This window comes from Acinetobacter sp. RRD8, from assembly GCF_031844225.1.
In the GTDB taxonomy this organism is placed as follows: domain Bacteria; phylum Pseudomonadota; class Gammaproteobacteria; order Pseudomonadales; family Moraxellaceae; genus Acinetobacter.
The window spans coordinates 52,448-68,436 of the sequence record NZ_JAUZUU010000007.1 but is presented as its reverse complement, the minus strand read 5'-3'; the positions used below and the strand labels follow the sequence as shown (position 1 = coordinate 68,436).

14 protein-coding genes are annotated in these 15,989 nt (G+C 38.3%); 1 reads left to right on the top strand and 13 read right to left on the bottom strand.

The window, feature by feature from the left end; genetic code table 11:
- The first annotated feature begins 43 nt into the window (after window positions 1-43).
- Complete coding sequence (locus Q9R24_RS08980; protein WP_311204105.1) at window positions 44-1,414, top strand: phosphomannomutase CpsG; 1,371 nt, start codon at window positions 44-46, stop codon at window positions 1,412-1,414.
- A 72-nt stretch (window positions 1,415-1,486) separates the two neighbouring features.
- Here Q9R24_RS08980 and galE read toward each other — a convergent pair whose 3' ends face one another.
- Genes galE through Q9R24_RS08915 form a run of 13 tightly spaced genes read right to left on the bottom strand, consistent with a single transcriptional unit; the run spans window position 1,487 to window position 15,988 of the window.
- Window positions 1,487-2,503, bottom strand: a complete 1,017-nt coding sequence (gene galE / locus Q9R24_RS08975) for a UDP-glucose 4-epimerase GalE (RefSeq protein ID WP_085064577.1) — start codon at window positions 2,501-2,503, stop codon at window positions 1,487-1,489.
- A 1-nt stretch (window position 2,504) separates the two neighbouring features.
- On the bottom strand, window positions 2,505-4,163 hold the full coding sequence (pgi, locus tag Q9R24_RS08970; RefSeq protein WP_311204104.1) for a glucose-6-phosphate isomerase: 1,659 nt from the start codon (window positions 4,161-4,163) through the stop codon (window positions 2,505-2,507).
- Complete coding sequence (locus Q9R24_RS08965) at window positions 4,163-5,419, bottom strand: nucleotide sugar dehydrogenase (protein ID WP_311204103.1); 1,257 nt, start codon at window positions 5,417-5,419, stop codon at window positions 4,163-4,165. The genes pgi and Q9R24_RS08965 overlap by 1 nt, the downstream gene beginning before the upstream one ends.
- A 24-nt stretch (window positions 5,420-5,443) precedes the next feature.
- Window positions 5,444-6,319: a UTP--glucose-1-phosphate uridylyltransferase GalU gene (gene galU, locus Q9R24_RS08960; RefSeq protein ID WP_311204102.1), complete on the bottom strand. Its 876-nt coding sequence runs from the start codon at window positions 6,317-6,319 to the stop codon at window positions 5,444-5,446.
- 12 nt (window positions 6,320-6,331) lie between these two features.
- Complete coding sequence (locus tag Q9R24_RS08955) at window positions 6,332-8,206, bottom strand: nucleoside-diphosphate sugar epimerase/dehydratase (RefSeq protein ID WP_311204101.1); 1,875 nt, start codon at window positions 8,204-8,206, stop codon at window positions 6,332-6,334.
- Between the two features lie 43 nt (window positions 8,207-8,249).
- Window positions 8,250-8,780 (bottom strand): acetyltransferase, encoded by a 531-nt coding sequence (locus Q9R24_RS08950; RefSeq protein ID WP_311204100.1) that lies wholly within the window; start codon window positions 8,778-8,780, stop codon window positions 8,250-8,252.
- Window positions 8,773-9,783 carry a glycosyltransferase family 4 protein gene (locus Q9R24_RS08945; RefSeq protein ID WP_311204099.1) on the bottom strand — a complete coding sequence of 337 codons (1,011 nt, stop codon included), beginning with the start codon at window positions 9,781-9,783 and terminating at the stop codon, window positions 8,773-8,775. Before Q9R24_RS08945 ends, Q9R24_RS08950 begins: the two co-directional genes overlap by 8 nt.
- A 12-nt stretch (window positions 9,784-9,795) precedes the next feature.
- Window positions 9,796-10,737 carry an NAD-dependent epimerase/dehydratase family protein gene (locus Q9R24_RS08940; protein WP_311204098.1) on the bottom strand — a complete coding sequence of 314 codons (942 nt, stop codon included), beginning with the start codon at window positions 10,735-10,737 and terminating at the stop codon, window positions 9,796-9,798.
- 4 nt (window positions 10,738-10,741) lie between these two features.
- On the bottom strand, window positions 10,742-11,890 hold the full coding sequence (locus tag Q9R24_RS08935) for a glycosyltransferase family 4 protein (protein WP_311204097.1): 1,149 nt from the start codon (window positions 11,888-11,890) through the stop codon (window positions 10,742-10,744).
- Window positions 11,891-11,894: 4 nt separating this feature from the next.
- A complete protein-coding gene (locus Q9R24_RS08930; protein ID WP_311204096.1) occupies window positions 11,895-13,079 on the bottom strand; it encodes an EpsG family protein in 1,185 nt (394 codons plus the stop codon).
- Window positions 13,080-13,081: 2 nt separating this feature from the next.
- On the bottom strand, window positions 13,082-14,056 hold the full coding sequence (locus tag Q9R24_RS08925) for a glycosyltransferase family 2 protein (RefSeq protein ID WP_311204095.1): 975 nt from the start codon (window positions 14,054-14,056) through the stop codon (window positions 13,082-13,084).
- A 1-nt stretch (window position 14,057) separates the two neighbouring features.
- On the bottom strand, window positions 14,058-15,044 hold the full coding sequence (locus Q9R24_RS08920; protein ID WP_311204094.1) for a glycosyltransferase: 987 nt from the start codon (window positions 15,042-15,044) through the stop codon (window positions 14,058-14,060).
- A 53-nt stretch (window positions 15,045-15,097) separates the two neighbouring features.
- On the bottom strand, window positions 15,098-15,988 hold the full coding sequence (locus Q9R24_RS08915; protein WP_311204093.1) for a glycosyltransferase: 891 nt from the start codon (window positions 15,986-15,988) through the stop codon (window positions 15,098-15,100).
- Between the last annotated feature and the right edge of the window lies 1 nt (window position 15,989).

Sequence of the window (15,989 nt, the reverse complement as noted above, 5' to 3'; positions counted from 1 at the left end):
GGCTGGGGAACCGGCCTTTTTCTTCTAAATGGAGAGCCTATAAATGACACAACTGACTTGCTTTAAAGCCTATGATATTCGTGGCAAACTCGGTACCGAACTTAATGAAGATATCGCCTATAAAATTGGCCGTGCTTATGGACAGATTTATCAACCTAAAACGGTTGTCATTGGCTGTGACATCCGACTCAGCAGTGAAGACTTAAAACAGGCGACCATTCGCGGTTTAAATGATGCCGGGGTCAATGTGCTGGATTTGGGCATGACTGGGACTGAAGAAGTTTATTTCGCAGCTTTCCATCTGGATGTACAAGGTGGAATTGAAGTGACGGCCAGCCATAATCCGATGGACTATAACGGCATGAAGCTGGTGCGTGAAAATGCCCGCCCGATCAGTGCAGATACAGGCTTAAAAGAAATTCAGGCCTTGGCAGAATCAGGGAAATTCGTTGAGGTTGTCCAAAAAGGTCATACTGAACAATATAATATCCTGCCTGAATTTATCGATCACCTGATGACTTATATTGACGCGGCAAAAATCCGCCCGATGAAACTGGTGATGAATGCCGGCAATGGTGCCGCAGGTCATGTGGTGGATGCGCTGGAACAGAAGTTTCAACAACTCCAGATTCCGGTTGAATTTGTCAAAATTCACAATGAGGCCGATGGTAACTTCCCGAATGGCATCCCGAATCCAATTCTGGTTGAAAACCGTGATAGCACCCGTGATGCGGTCATTCAGCATGGTGCGGATATGGGCATTGCCTGGGATGGTGACTTTGATCGCTGTTTCCTGTTCGATGAAAAAGGGCAGTTTATTGAAGGTTATTATATTGTTGGCCTTCTGGCGCAGGCATTTCTGCTGAAGCAGTCTGGTGAAAAAATTGTCCATGACCCGCGTCTGGTCTGGAATACGCTGGATGTCGTGGAGCAATATCAGGGAATTACCGTCCAATCAAAATCAGGTCATGCCTTCATTAAGGATGTCATGCGTGAACATAATGCGGCTTATGGCGGGGAAATGAGTGCTCATCATTATTTCCGTGATTTTGCTTACTGTGACAGCGGCATGATTCCATGGCTACTTGCTATCGCTGTACTGTCTGAAACAGGAAAATCCTTATCTTCTCTTGTGGAAGAAATGATCGCCAAGTTCCCATGTTCAGGTGAAATTAATTTTAAAGTAGCCGATACCCAGGCGACCATCCAAAAACTTTTCGATCATTATGCCGATCAGAAACCTGAAATTGATCAAACCGACGGCGTCAGCCTGAATTTTGGTAGCTGGCGTTTTAATGTGCGTGCATCCAATACTGAACCATTATTGCGTTTGAATATTGAAAGCCGTCGTGATCATCATCCACGACCGATGCAGGACTATGTCGATGAGCTGACCCAGCTGATTCAAAGTTAATATTGCGGTATCCAGCAGAATAAAAATGGGAGCAAAATTGCTCCCATTTCTATTCATTTAATGATAAACATTTTAACGATAACCATTCGGATTCTGTTTCTGCCAGTTCCAGCTATCTGCCAGCATATCCTCCAAACCATATTGTGCTGTCCAGCCCAACTCTTGTACTGCACGGCTATTATTTGCAAAACAGGTCGCCACATCGCCTTCACGACGTGGTACAAACTCAAATGGAACAGCAACCCCATTCACCTGCTCAAAGGTATTCTTCACTTGCAGCACTGAAATGCCATTACCGGTACCGATATTCCAGGCACGGCAGCCTTGGGAAACCAGACGGTTATTCAAGGCACACAGATGTGCGTTGGCCAGATCGACCACATGAATATAATCACGCACGCCAGTACCATCCACCGTGTTATAGTCATGACCAAAAATAGACAGTTTTTCACGACGGCCTACAGCCACCTGCGTTACATAAGGCATTAAATTATTTGGGATACCTTGTGGATCTTCTCCAATCTGACCACTTTTATGCGCACCAACCGGATTGAAATAACGCAACAAGGCAATCGACCAGCGTTCATCAGCTACAGCCAGCTTTTCCAGTAGCTGCTCAACTATCAGTTTGGTATAACCATAGTTATTAGTTGGCATTCCGGTAGGCATCTCTTCATTTAAAGGTGAAGGATTATCTTCACCATAGACCGTAGCCGAAGAGCTAAAGACCAGTTTGAACACCTGTGCGCGCTGCATCGCCTGAACCAGACTGATTGAACCGGCAATATTGTTGTCAAAATAGGCCAATGGAATTTGCTGGCTTTCCCCCACCGCTTTCAGCCCGGCAAAATGAATTACCGCATCAATTGAATTTTGTTGAAAGACTTGATCGAGTAGCTGGCTATCCCGGATATCGCCTTCAACAAAGATCAGGCTTTTTTGACTTAACTGCTGGACACGGTTTAAAGACTCAGCTGAGCTATTGCACAGATTATCCAGCACGATCACTTCATGTCCAGCATTCAGCAATTCCACACAGGTATGTGAACCAATATAGCCTGCTCCGCCTGTGACCAGAATTTTCGCCATTTTACTTTCCTAATAGAACTTTAATTAAACCTTGGGTTGAGCCATCTAGACCATCCAGATCGGTCTGTTCACCATTCAGGATAGGCAATAACTGGTTGGCAATTTCCTTGCCTTTTTCTACGCCCCACTGGTCGAACGGGTTGATATTCCACAGCACAGACTGGACAAATACCTTATGTTCATATAAAGCAATTAGCATGCCCAAGCTGTATGGATTGAGCTCCTGCAATAACAGGGTACTGCTCGGCTGATTGCCTTCATACTGTTTATAGGCCGGCAAGCTCGCCAATTCAGCCTGATCTAGGGCTTCATTACCAAAAGCCAGTAAGCGCGATTGCGCCAGACAGTTGGATAAGGCCAAATGATGTTGTTCTACCAATGCTTCGGCACTGTCTGCATAAGTATATTGCTGGCTGTTATAACGCTCTACCGGCGCAATAAAATCACAGCTGACTGACTGCGTACCCTGATGCAATAATTGATAGAAGGCATGCTGGGCATTCGGTCCCACTTCACCCCAGATGATCGGACAGGTATCGAACTGGACTTTCTCTCCATTACGCTGGATTGACTTACCATTTGATTCCATTTCCAGCTGTTGCAGATAGGAGGCAAAATATTTCAGCCGGCCATCATAAGGCAGAATTGCCTGGGTCTGGATATCCAGAAAATTGGTATTCCAGGCTCCCAACAATCCCATCAATACCGGAATATTACGCTCAAAAGGCTGGTACTGAAAATGCTGGTCCACTGCATAGGCACCCGCCAGCAGCTGCTTGAAGCCTTCAATGCCGATACTCAAGGCAATTGGCAGTCCGATACAGGACCAGAGTGAATAACGCCCACCGACCCAGTCCCAGAGCAGCAACTGGTTTTCCGGTGCAATTCCCCATGCGGTCATTTTTTCCGGCTTGGTTGATACTCCAATAAAATGATGCTTGAGAATATAAGGATGTTGACCTAAGGCCTTTTCCAGCCACAAGCGTACCGTCTGAGCATTGGTCAGGGTATCAATGGTGCCGAAGGATTTGGAGGAAATAATAAACAGTGTTGTTTCCGGACGCAGCTGATGCAACAGCTCAGACAACTGACTTCCATCCATAGTCGAAACAAAATGTACGTTGAGTGGCTGGGCAGACTGGTATTTAAAATCTGATAATGCATGCGTGACCATCAAAGGACCCAAATCTGATCCGCCCACCCCGATATTGACCACATCCTGAATGACTTCACCGGTAGCACCGCGACGCTGTCCGGCATGAATCTGTTCCACCAAGGCATACATCCGCTCCAGCTGGGCATGTACATCCGCTGCCAGATCAGCATGCTGTTGATCCTGTTCAGGCAGGCGCAGTGCCCAGTGCATGGCAGCACGCTGCTCGGTATAGTTGATTTCCTGATTGGAAAATAGGGAGCCAATCCAGGATCTGAGGTTCTGTGCATCGGCCCATTCGATCAGGCCCTGCAGCACATTTTTATTGATTCTGTGTTTACTATAGTCAAATAGCAGTTGTTCAAACTGGATAGAATATCGATTAAAGCGCTCCGGGTCAGCAGCAAATAGTTCCCGCAGATGCTCAGATTGAAGCTGTTCTTTGTTCGAGGCGAGTTTCTGACACACAGTTTCAGTGTCGAGATTTGGATTAAAATGGCTCAACATTAACGTCCCACCCCAATATAATTAAAACCACGTGTCTTGACATACGTCGGATCATACAGATTACGCCCATCCAGAATCAGGGGATGCTGCATTAGTTTGATTAGATACGGATAATCCGGACTGCCGTACTGTTTCCATGCCGTAATCAGACACAAGGCATGTGCCCCTTCCACGGCCTGATACTGGTCTTCGCACAGGATTAAGTCTTGCCGTGGCCCATAGACCTTTTCAATATTCGCCATTGCTTGCGGATCATGTAGTTTGACCGTCACGCCTTGCGCCCACAAAGCGGTCAGCATGGCATGTACCGGAGACTGCTGGATACTTGGGGTATTTTCTTTAAAGGCTGCACCCCAGATCGCAATAACTTTACCCTTTAAGTCTCCACGGAAATAGTTCCAGAGTTTACGGAACAATAATTCTTTTTGCTGCTCGTTAATGTCCCAGACCTGTTCCAGCAACTGGTTTTTCACTCCTGAATCTGCCACGGCGTGAGTAAGCGTCCGGATATCATGAGAGAAATTCTCTCCACCAAAACCAACACCGGGGAACAGATAGGCAGAACCAATCCGGTTATCCGCAGCCATGCCTTGCCGTACCTGTTCAATATCAATGCCAAGCTTTTCTGCCACACTGGCCAGATCATTCATATAACTGATCCGGGTGGCCAGCATGCCGGAAATACTCAACTTGGTAAATTCGGCATCCAGAACCGGCATAAATAGATACTGCTGCGCGCGTGGAAATAATGGACGTAAGAGTTCTTTGATTTTAGGCTGGATATCTGCATGATCACAGCCCACAATCAGCTGGGTGGCCTGAGTAAAGCTACGCAGTGCATTCCCTTCCTGAATAATATCTGGCAGATAAATCCAGTCATCATTCGGCAGCAACTGCTGAAAGCGTTGCGTGCCATGCAAGCCAAAGGTCGAGGCATTAATCATCAGTTTGGGATGGGCAAAACAGGCATGCCGGATGGTATCCAGCATCTGAAACGCCTGTTGCTCTTCAGTCGCATTAAAACTAAAGAAAAAAACATCCTGATTAAAATCCAGATGCTGAAAATCGCAACAGTTTAAAAAGCCAGACTTTTCCTGTTTTTGCAGTAATTGCTGTAGAGATTCATCCTGGAAATAGGGCCGAGCTGACTCATCTACATCGAAGCTGTTACACCAGACCACCTGATGACCACATTCAGATAAAAGGGCCGACATGACCCCAGAAAATAGGGTTTTTCCCAATACTGCGACTTTCATATTATTCCTTTTTATTATTTTTTCTTACAAAGCCAGTTCCTGAATTAATGCTTTAAACTCGGCACCGAGTTTAGGATGATCGACGCCATAATGTAAAACAGCTTTTAGATAACCTAACTTGCTGCCACAGTCAAAGGTCTGGCCTTTCATGCGATAGGCTTCCACAGCTTCGGTTTGCTGCAGCATGGCGATGGCATCGGTCAGCTGGATTTCATTGCCTGCCCCGCGTGAGGTCTGTTCTAAAAGCTGCATGATCTTGGCGGGTAGAATATAACGTCCGACCACAGACAGATTTGAAGGTGCAGTACCGACGGCCGGTTTCTCGACGATCCCTTGCATGACAATGCTTTCCCCTTCCTCAGGCGATGCTGCAACATCAACAATGCCATACTGGTCGACCAGATGTTCAGGCACTGCTTCCACCATGATTTGTGAAGCTTTAGACTGTACAAAGCGCTGAATCATGCGTGCCAGATCATTTTCCAGATCCTGATCTTTCACCAGCACATCTGGTAACAGCACTGCAAAATCATCATCACCAATCACGGCTTTGGCACATAAAACTGCATGACCCAGACCCAAAGGCTGGGGCTGACGGACACTAATCACACTCACGCCCGCAGGCAGAATTTCAGTAATTTCTTTAAGCAAGTCGGTTTTGTTTTTTTGCTCAAGGGTGGTTTCAAGTTCAAAGTTACGGTCAAAATAGTTTTCAATCGAAGCCTTGGAAGAATGGGTCACCAGAATAATCTGCTCAATTCCGGCAGCAACTGCTTCACGCACCACATATTCAATCGCAGGGCGATCCACAACAGTCACCATCTCTTTGGGAATGGATTTGCTGGCAGGTAAAAAACGCGTACCTAAACCAGCTACAGGGAGAATTGCTTTCTTGATCATATCTATAAAAACCTAGTTCACTTTAATTTCGTTACCGCGTACATAACCATCCACATAATGTTCTAGTTGTGCCAGCGCCCATTCAATGTCAGCCTGAGTCGCGCTAAGTTCATGTATGCGGTTAAATACTGCCAGAATTTCTGCCAATGAATAATGTTTCTCGACAGATCGCAGAATACGTGTATGTGCAGTAATTTCTGTATTTTCTTCATCAATCAGCAGTTCTTCATAGAGTTTTTCGCCTGGACGTAGCCCAGTATATTGAATTTCAATATCACCATTCGGGTCTTTATTATCTCTGACTTTGAGTCCGCTGAGAGAAATCATTTGTCGTGCCAGATCCTGAATCCGTACCGGCTCGCCCATGTCTAACAAGAATACATCTCCACCAGTGCCTAAGGCACCAGCCTGAATCACCAGCTGCGAGGCTTCCGGAATGGTCATAAAGAAACGGGTTACTTCTGGATCAGTCACGGTAATCGGACCACCTTTGGCAATTTGCTGTTTAAACAGCGGCACGACCGAGCCCGAGGAACCGAGCACATTTCCAAAGCGCACAATACTGATCTGAGTCTGATCCTGAGCCTCTGCCATAGCCTGACAGTACAACTCTGCCATACGTTTGGTCGCTCCCATCACGTTGGTTGGACGTACCGCTTTATCAGTTGAAATCAGCACAAAGGTTTCTACCCCTTTTTTTACCGCAGCATTCACACTAAAGGCGGTTCCAACGGCATTGTTTTTCAAACCTGCCAGCGGATTACATTCTACCAGCGGTACATGCTTATAAGCAGCAGCGTGATAAACTGTCTGTACACCATATTGTTCAATCACCCGTTCTAACTTACGTTCGTCGAGAACTGAACCTAAAATTGGAATAATTTCACAGCTTGCCGTAAGACGTAATTCTTTATCAATACGATATAAAGCAAATTCTGTTAGCTCATAAATAATAATTTTGACAGGCTGATTTTTAATAATTTGGCGACATAGTTCTGAACCAATCGAGCCACCCGCGCCTGTGACCATGACTACTTTATTTTTAATATTTTTAGCTAAAAGCGCTGGAACGGGCGGTACGGGATCACGCCCCAGTAAATCAATAATATCCACTTCCTGAATATCAGAAATTCGAATTTCACCATTGACCAGTTTAGTCAGACCCGGAATCTCGGTAATTTTTAAATGAGCCGGCTCTAAAAACTTAACAATCTCACTTTTACGGATTCTTCCCACTGACGGTAAGGCAATTAAGATTTCATCAATACGTAATTTAACCAAACACTTTAAAGCTCTATGTGGTGAATATACTTGAACCCCCCCAATATTCTGGCCTCTTAAAGACGGGTTATCATCAATAAATATAATCGGCAAATGCTCATGGGAGCGATTTAAAGTCGCTGCAACCTGTTGGCCTGCATAACCAGCCCCATAAATAGCAATCCGTTTTTTTGGCACATTAGCCTGTAAGTAGGATCTCACCACAAAGCGAATCACCCCACGGCTAAACCATACCCAGGCAAACATCATAAAGCCAAACATGAGTGGAATTGAGGTCGGAACAAAGGCATGCGTACTATAAGCTAACAAGTACAAACCAATCACGCTTAATATGGTTGCCAGACCTAATTTGGCAATAAAAAATTCATTAAAGGTACGAACAATAAAACGGTATACACCACAAATAAACAGTGCAAAGACTGCAATAGCACTGACCCAAACTGACCCAAAGGAAATATTGGGTACAACTTCTGCACCCAGATCAAACTGTCGAATAGCATAACAAAGCCAGATCAGGACAGGGAAAATACAAAAGTCTAAAATGACTAAAAACGCGAGTTTTGCTGAACGTGGAGACTCAACTAAAGGAATAACGATAGATTTCATATATTTTTCAACAAGTAGTATCTTAATTTAAAAGAATTTGTTATTAAGACTTATGCCCAACACTGGTTCCAACTTCCAGAAAAGAGCGCGGTGGAATTATCCGGCCACCTGCCACTTTTACACCGACACTTAAGTGACTAAAAGCTTCAATCATGACATCATGATCTAATAAGGTTCCAATATTTAGAATAACACCATTTTGAATAATCGTATTCGTTCCAATAACACACCCAGCCATAATACTTACCCCTTGCCCTATTGTTACACTAGGAGCAATGACTGTTTGTGGATGTATAATAGTCGTAATTGGTATAGATAAATCAAGCAATAATTGTTGCCATTTTTGTCGTATTTGGTTATTTCCAACCGCTATAATGGCTTCAAAATTATCCACATTGATTATTTCTAAAGATTGAATATTTGTAATAATTGTATAGTGACCTGCATGTTGTTGCTCAGGCCATCGATCATCAACAAAAGAAATGCTCTTCCATTTACCTAACAGCTCAGCAACTTCAGCAATTGATTGACCAAAACCTCCTGCCCCGAGAATCAATAATTTTTTCTCAGGCATCAGGTGTTCCCGCTCTTAATTTAATAGCAATTAATATTAGAGGTAAATAAGCAATCAATACTGCGAATTCAGGATAGGCCCATTGTTGCATTACGGTCATATATGCAATTGGAAATAGCCAGAGAAGGTTAATCGCTGCTACAGCCAAAGTCACAGGAGTATGACTTCTCCATTTACGCGATAAAATCTGATAGCTATGGCTTCGATGTGCATCATACATTTTATAGCCGCTCAACACACGTTTTATGAGGGTATAGGTTGCATCGACCACAAATACACCTAAACAAATGATCCACGCACAAAACAGTGCCAAATTTTCTTTTAGAGCGATGAGCGCCAAAATACCCAAAGTGAGGCCGAGAAATCCGCTACAGGCATCGCCCATGAAAATTTTAGCCTTGGGAAAGTTCCACAGTAAAAAGCCAAATACACAGGCTGCCAATAACCACAATATGTCTGATTTTAATGTGGTATTAAGCACATAATACAAAATTGCCATACTGACTACAGTGGTAATTGCTTCAACACTGGCAATGCCGTTAATGCCATCCATAAAGTTGTATAGATTGAGCAACCATACCAAAAATAATACTGCAATAATATTGGCGAGAAAGCCAAGTTGCAGACCATTAAAAGCTGTAACTTCGCTAAAGCCACCCAAGCTGATCACCACGCCAATTGCCACCAAGAAATGTACGGCTAAACGCAGCATGGAGTTAATATGCCCATGATCATCCAAAAAACCAAGTAAGGCAATGACAAAACCCGCTGCTATCAGGGTTAAACCCAGATGCAGCGTCAATTGTTGGCTGTATATCAGCACAGCCAGCGCCAACAAGTAGCTACCCACCACCGCAACACCACCTCCACGTGGCGTAGGTACACTGTGGGAGCTACGTTCATTGGGGTTGTCTATTATATTTTTCTTGAAGGCGTAGGCGCGCATAAAATAGGTCATCGCAAACGCAAGTAAAAAGAAAATAAAAAGGGATAGCATGGACATTTGTGACTAGGCTCAGTTTTGATGCGCTGTGTTAAACATTTTTTCTAGGCTTGTATCGACATTATACGGTGCTGTCCAACCTAAAAGCTGTGTATTTTTAGTGGTATCTACCACCAGTTCTGAACATAAACGTGAAGCCACTGCTTTTTTCCCCACCAAACTTGCCAGAAAACTGATCAAGCTTTTTGGTACAGGCAGCATTAGCAATTGGTTATTTTGGTATTTTGCTAATTTTTCAAATAATTGTTTGACTGAAATGTCATCCTGATCACTGGCTAAAAATACTTCACGGTTCGCATTTTGATGAGTCATACAAGTATAAATCAGGTCAGCCAAGTTATAGACACTCACCATACTGCGTTTATTGTCTAAACAACCAATCGGTAAAGGGATTTTTTTACTTGCCAAGTTCACCATACTTTTAAAGTTGGCTTTTACATTAGGGCCATAAATGAGGACGGGACGAATAATAACCACTTCTAAACCTGAACGTTGAGAGAGATCAAGTAAAGCTTGTTCTGCTTCATATTTAGATAAACCATACGGATCATCTGTGTGGACATCATCATTGGGGTGAAAGGCTTGTGTCGTAGTTTGTTCACCATTCACTTTAATACTACTTAAGTAGATAAAGCGTTTAACGCCACTTTTTACCGCTTTTTGTGCAAGGTTTAATGTGCCTTGTACATTGGTTTGGCGATATGCTTCAAGTGGCGATGCAGCAGTTTCATTCATGACATGCGCACGACCTGCACAGTGAATAATAACCTCAACCTGATTCAGATCAATGTTGTCTAAGTTATCATTCACATCAAAATTGATATTACTAATATTTGGATGATCAAATGTTTGGGCTTTACGGGTATGCGCTAAAACAGAATAGCCTTTTTCAGCCAAAAATTGTGATAAGTATTGACCGAGGAAACCGTTACTGCCTGTGAGTAAGACCTTCATATTTTTAAATTCCCAATATTTCTAATAAGCGCTGGTTTACTTTTTCTGCATCAAACTTTTCAGTCGCAATTTTATGGCTTTGATCGCCCATCATACGAACTTGCTCTGGGTGCTCAATGAAATAATTCATTTTGTCTGCCAATGCTTGTGGGTTCCATTTGGGCACTAAAAAACCATTTACACCGTCTATGACAGTATCTCGGCAACCAGGGACATCTGTTGTAATGACTGGGCGTCCTATTGCCATTGCTTCTTGTGTGCTTCTCGGGACGCCTTCGCGATAATAAGAAGGTAAAACAAACACTGCACTTTTTTTTAAGTAGTCATCCACATTTGTAACAAAACCTGAATATTCAATCGTCTTACTCTCAATTAATTCATCTAATTGATTTTGAGTTAGGCCATAAGGATTTTCTAAATCAAGCCCTCCTATTACCCTAAAAATAATATGTGGATATTTCTTTTTGACAATTTTAGCTGCTTCCACATATTCAAAAATTCCTTTTTCTGCTAAGAGCCTTGCTATAAAAATAAAAGAAATTTCATTAGATGTGTTCCAAGGAGTATAAGAGTAATCCCTTAAGTTTAGTCCTATAGGCCCTAAGACAACAGGAGAGTTAGCTTTAAACTTAATTTTATTATTTTCAATAAGATCAACTGGATCATCTTTATTCAAAAAAACAATTTTGTCAATAAAAGGAAAAACTATCCTATATAAAGAAACTTGTATAAATCTAATCAGTTTAATTTTTAGACTTTGTCCATGCGGGTGAACAGTAAATGGTGAGCCTAGACCTTCTAGCATAGCAATAATTTTTTTTACTTTAGAAAGCTTAGCAGCTAAAGAACCATAAATCACAGGTTTAGTAAAATATGAGAATACTAAATCTGGCTGTAACTCTTTAATTTGTTTAGATAGTTTATATGTAGCATATAAGTCTGATAAAGGATTCAAGCTACCACGGTTAAGTGAATAGAATACAGGTATAGCACCTAGCTTTTCTATTTTTTCTAATTCAGATACTTGATGATCTATAGTGAAAGCATAAACTTTCACATTTTTTTTAACTAATTCTTTAATAAGATCGGCACGAAAACCGTAAAAACATCCAGCTGTAGTGCCTATCATTACGATCGTTTTAATATAACTCATAAAATTAGAAACTCAAATAATAAAAAGGCGTTGAACTAAAAAAAGGATATCTCTGCCAAAAAGTGTCGTTAATATAAAAAATATATCCAGATTTATAAATCACATCAAAAATAAAATAGGACAATGCAAAAATCAATAGTATATAAGGCCTACTTTTAGTTACAATCCATAAAAAATAACCATACAAATATATTAAAATAAAATTAAATCGACCAGAAGCAAATTGTATTCCTAATAATGACAAATAAAACAAAGCTGAAAATATTATAATTCTTCTCCACTCTGATTCTATATTATTATAAAATAAAAAAATAAAAACAAACAAAGGGAAATACCTAATTTCAGAAAATGCCAAAAAAAATCCATTATGATTTTCCGCATAAAAACTTATTTTACGCGACAAATCAGGAATCTCCACAACAGAGAACAAATAAATTAATAAAGTTTCAAAAGAAATTCTAACAACACCCAAAATAAGAATAGTTTTTAAAACAAAATGATTGAAATTATAGTTTACTATAACATAATAAACTAAACCCATAATTAGTGAAGTAATATGAAAAAAAGAAGATAAGATTAAAAAAAATAAAAAATATTTTTGATTTTTAATATTAGAAATCGCAAACAATAATATAGCAACAGAAATAGATTGTCTTTGAAAGAAAGCAAAGTTATTTGGCCACATAAAAAGAACAATAAGTCCCAAAACAAAACCAAGGTATTCAGGCCCGATATTTCTAACACCGTACTTTAGCAACCAAATCAAAAATATAGAAACACAAATTAAATTATTAATAACTGCCAAATCAAAAATACTTAAATTTTTATTTATTAGTGCAATTATCTTATAAATAATAAACCAACCAATTTCTATACTATTATTAGAAACCTGAGAAATAGATAAACTAGATAAATCTAAATAAGCAAAATAATAATTAGTTAAATCAAACTCCAGCTCAACGACATAAGCTCTAGAGTGTAAAATATAAAATTGAGAAAAAACAGATAAAATAAAAGAAATAACAAGAAAAATTTTATTAATTTTATAAGAAAATAAAAGTAGATTTAATAAAAATAAAATATAAGAAAAGAAAGGAGAAAATGGCAAGATAATAATCGCAAAAGTAAAGACGACAAAATAAATAATATTAAGCTTTGCTGCATTATCTAAGTTTAAAAATTTATACATAATTATAAACCTTTATTTTTCTTATGAATAGTATAAGCAAACTTCATTATTTTCTTGCTAAACAATAAAGTTAGAGCAGTAATAATTTTTTTAATCAAAGAATAAGACTTAAGTGTTAATAAATATTTAATTTTATTAGCCTCAGGATAAAAACTATCCCATAAGTAAAAATACTGCTCATCAAGTAAAAAAATTTTTTTATGATTAAGAATACATCCATAAAATTCATTATTTAAAATTGAGAGTAATTTGTTAGTCTCGAAAAATTTTTGTAATTCGTTTATAAAGAAAATTGTATCATAAATTTGACTTTCGTTAACAGGTTGATTAGTAAATGATTTATCGTATTGTCTATAATGCAAAAAAGCAGAATTAATATATTCAACTTTATTTGAAAAGAAAAATAATCTCAATGAAACAAACTTATCCTCAAATAAATTAAAGCCTAGAATAGGATAAATATTATTATCAACAAACAATGATCTTTTTATCATTTTATTACACAAACTCCCATGGAGCCTACCATCCAAAATAGCTTTAAAATAATCCACATCTTTACCATAATTTTGTTCAATATAATCCTGTCGTCCTAGGTAATTTTCATAATAATCTGAACATATAATATCAGCATTTGTTTCTTTAATTTTTTTATAAAAGGCATTACACATATCCAAATCAACCCAATCATCAGAATCAATTTGTATAACATATTGTCCAGTTGTTGATTCCATTCCAACTTTTCTAGTAAAACTCACACCCATATTTTTATGATTTTTAATGATTTTAACACTAGTATATCTATCAGGAAATTCTTTTAAAACTTCTTTCAAAATCTCTAGGGAGTTATCGGATGAACAATCATCTACAAAAACATATTCAATATTTTTGAAATTTTGACCAAATAAGCTACGTGCACATTGAGCAATATAGTTTTGTGCATTGTAAACTGGCACTATTATTGAAAAAAAATAATTCATTTTATTTTCTCAATATTGATACAAATCTAAGCAACAATTTATAAAAAAAAGGATTTCTATAAATATTTTTCATTAATTTTAGTTTCCAAGATATATAACTTGTACATCCGATAGAATTAATATTTAATAAAGTATATTTACTATAATATCTCATACGATCTTTGTACGGAAGTGGGTAATATAATAAATATGACAAGGCATAACACTTCATATTATTAATAAATAGTTGTGCTGCCTGAGCATACCCTTCGGATGTTGTTGGGTATTTGCTTTGCAAAAAACCTATTGATATATAAAAGCTTTCCAACGATTTGCAATATTTTTTATAATTTTTTGTTGTTGTAATTGATTCTGGTCTACCCACAAAATAATTGTACACCCCTCCCATAAAATTAAATGAGCTAACTCTAGGACAGAATTCTAATAATCGTATTACAAAATCAATATCTTCATGTAAGATTCCTTCAATAAATTGAATTTTATAAGATTCTAAAATGTTTTTCCTTACCATAAAACAGCAAGCTGAGTATTCAACTTGGTAGTTATTAATGTAATCAAGGTTTGTTACTACTTTATCATTAGGCTTATTATGTATATTTGAAAGTACAACCTTCTCACAGTAAATATCATTCATTGGAAAGCTTAAAAAATCTATTTCGTTTTTATAAGCATAATTCAACAAATCTTTCAGACAGTTTTCTTTAATTGAGTCATCTGAATCAACCATCCAAATATAATCACCTTTAGCATTTAATAATCCTATATTTCTTGCCGAACTTAGTCCACCATTCAACTTTTCTATTAACACAATGTTTTTATATTTTTCTTGATATTTTTTTACAATATTAACAGAATCATCTAATGATCCATCATTTATTATTATTATTTCATATGTATCTAATTCTATGTTTTGTTTAATAAGAGAAATTAAACATCTTTCTATATAATCTTCCACATTATACATTGGTACAACTACTGAAAGTTTCATATTTCAACCTTAATATTACTAATATAAATAAATTAAAAATAATGAGAGCAACTCTACTTACAAACTAAATAATATAAGAATCTTACAAAATTTCTAGAAATTAATTCTGAAGGGCGATTAAAAACAATCTTAAATCCCTCCTTAATAGATTCTATTTTACTCACCTTCGAGCAATCTGTTGCTTTATACCAATTTATATTAATTTTTGCCCTATCATAAAGATCATAGTGTTTAAAGCTATTCACTACTTTTTCTCTCTCTATCTGCAAAACTTCTATATTTTTTGAAAAGTTATTAAGGTGAGATCTATATCTACAGAGTATTTTCGGTAGATATACTAATTTCCCTCCACTTTCCGTCATTTTAAGCCACATATACCAGTCTTCAATCTTAATATTTGGATCATACCCTCCTATCTCTCTAACTTTAGAAATTTTTAATAATGAAGAAGGAGCAGGCAATTCAAATTGATGCATAAAAATTTCATTAAAAGCATATTCTTCGTATTTTTTTAATGAAGTATTCAAAATATTATTGTATTGATCTATTAACTCATAGCCGCCAAAAACACCTAAAATATTACTATTGAATGATTCATTAAAAAATCCAACTTGCACCTCTATTTTTTGAGATAACATTATATCATCAGAAGCAAAAGCCGAATAATATTCGCCTTCACACCACTCTAAAGCCTCATTTAATGTTGCGCTCAATCCTTTATTTGTTCTGTGTCTGAACTCAAATCTAACAAACCGCTCTTTACAAGCAGGGAGCATTTCTTGTACTTTTTCTACCGAGCCATCCTTTGATCCATCGTCGATAATAATTAGCTCAATATTTTGATAAGTTTGATCAATTACACTTTGAATACTATCTTGTACAAAGTTTTCATGGTTATAACAAGGAATAACTACTGAAACCAATGGCTGATTACTCTGATTCAAT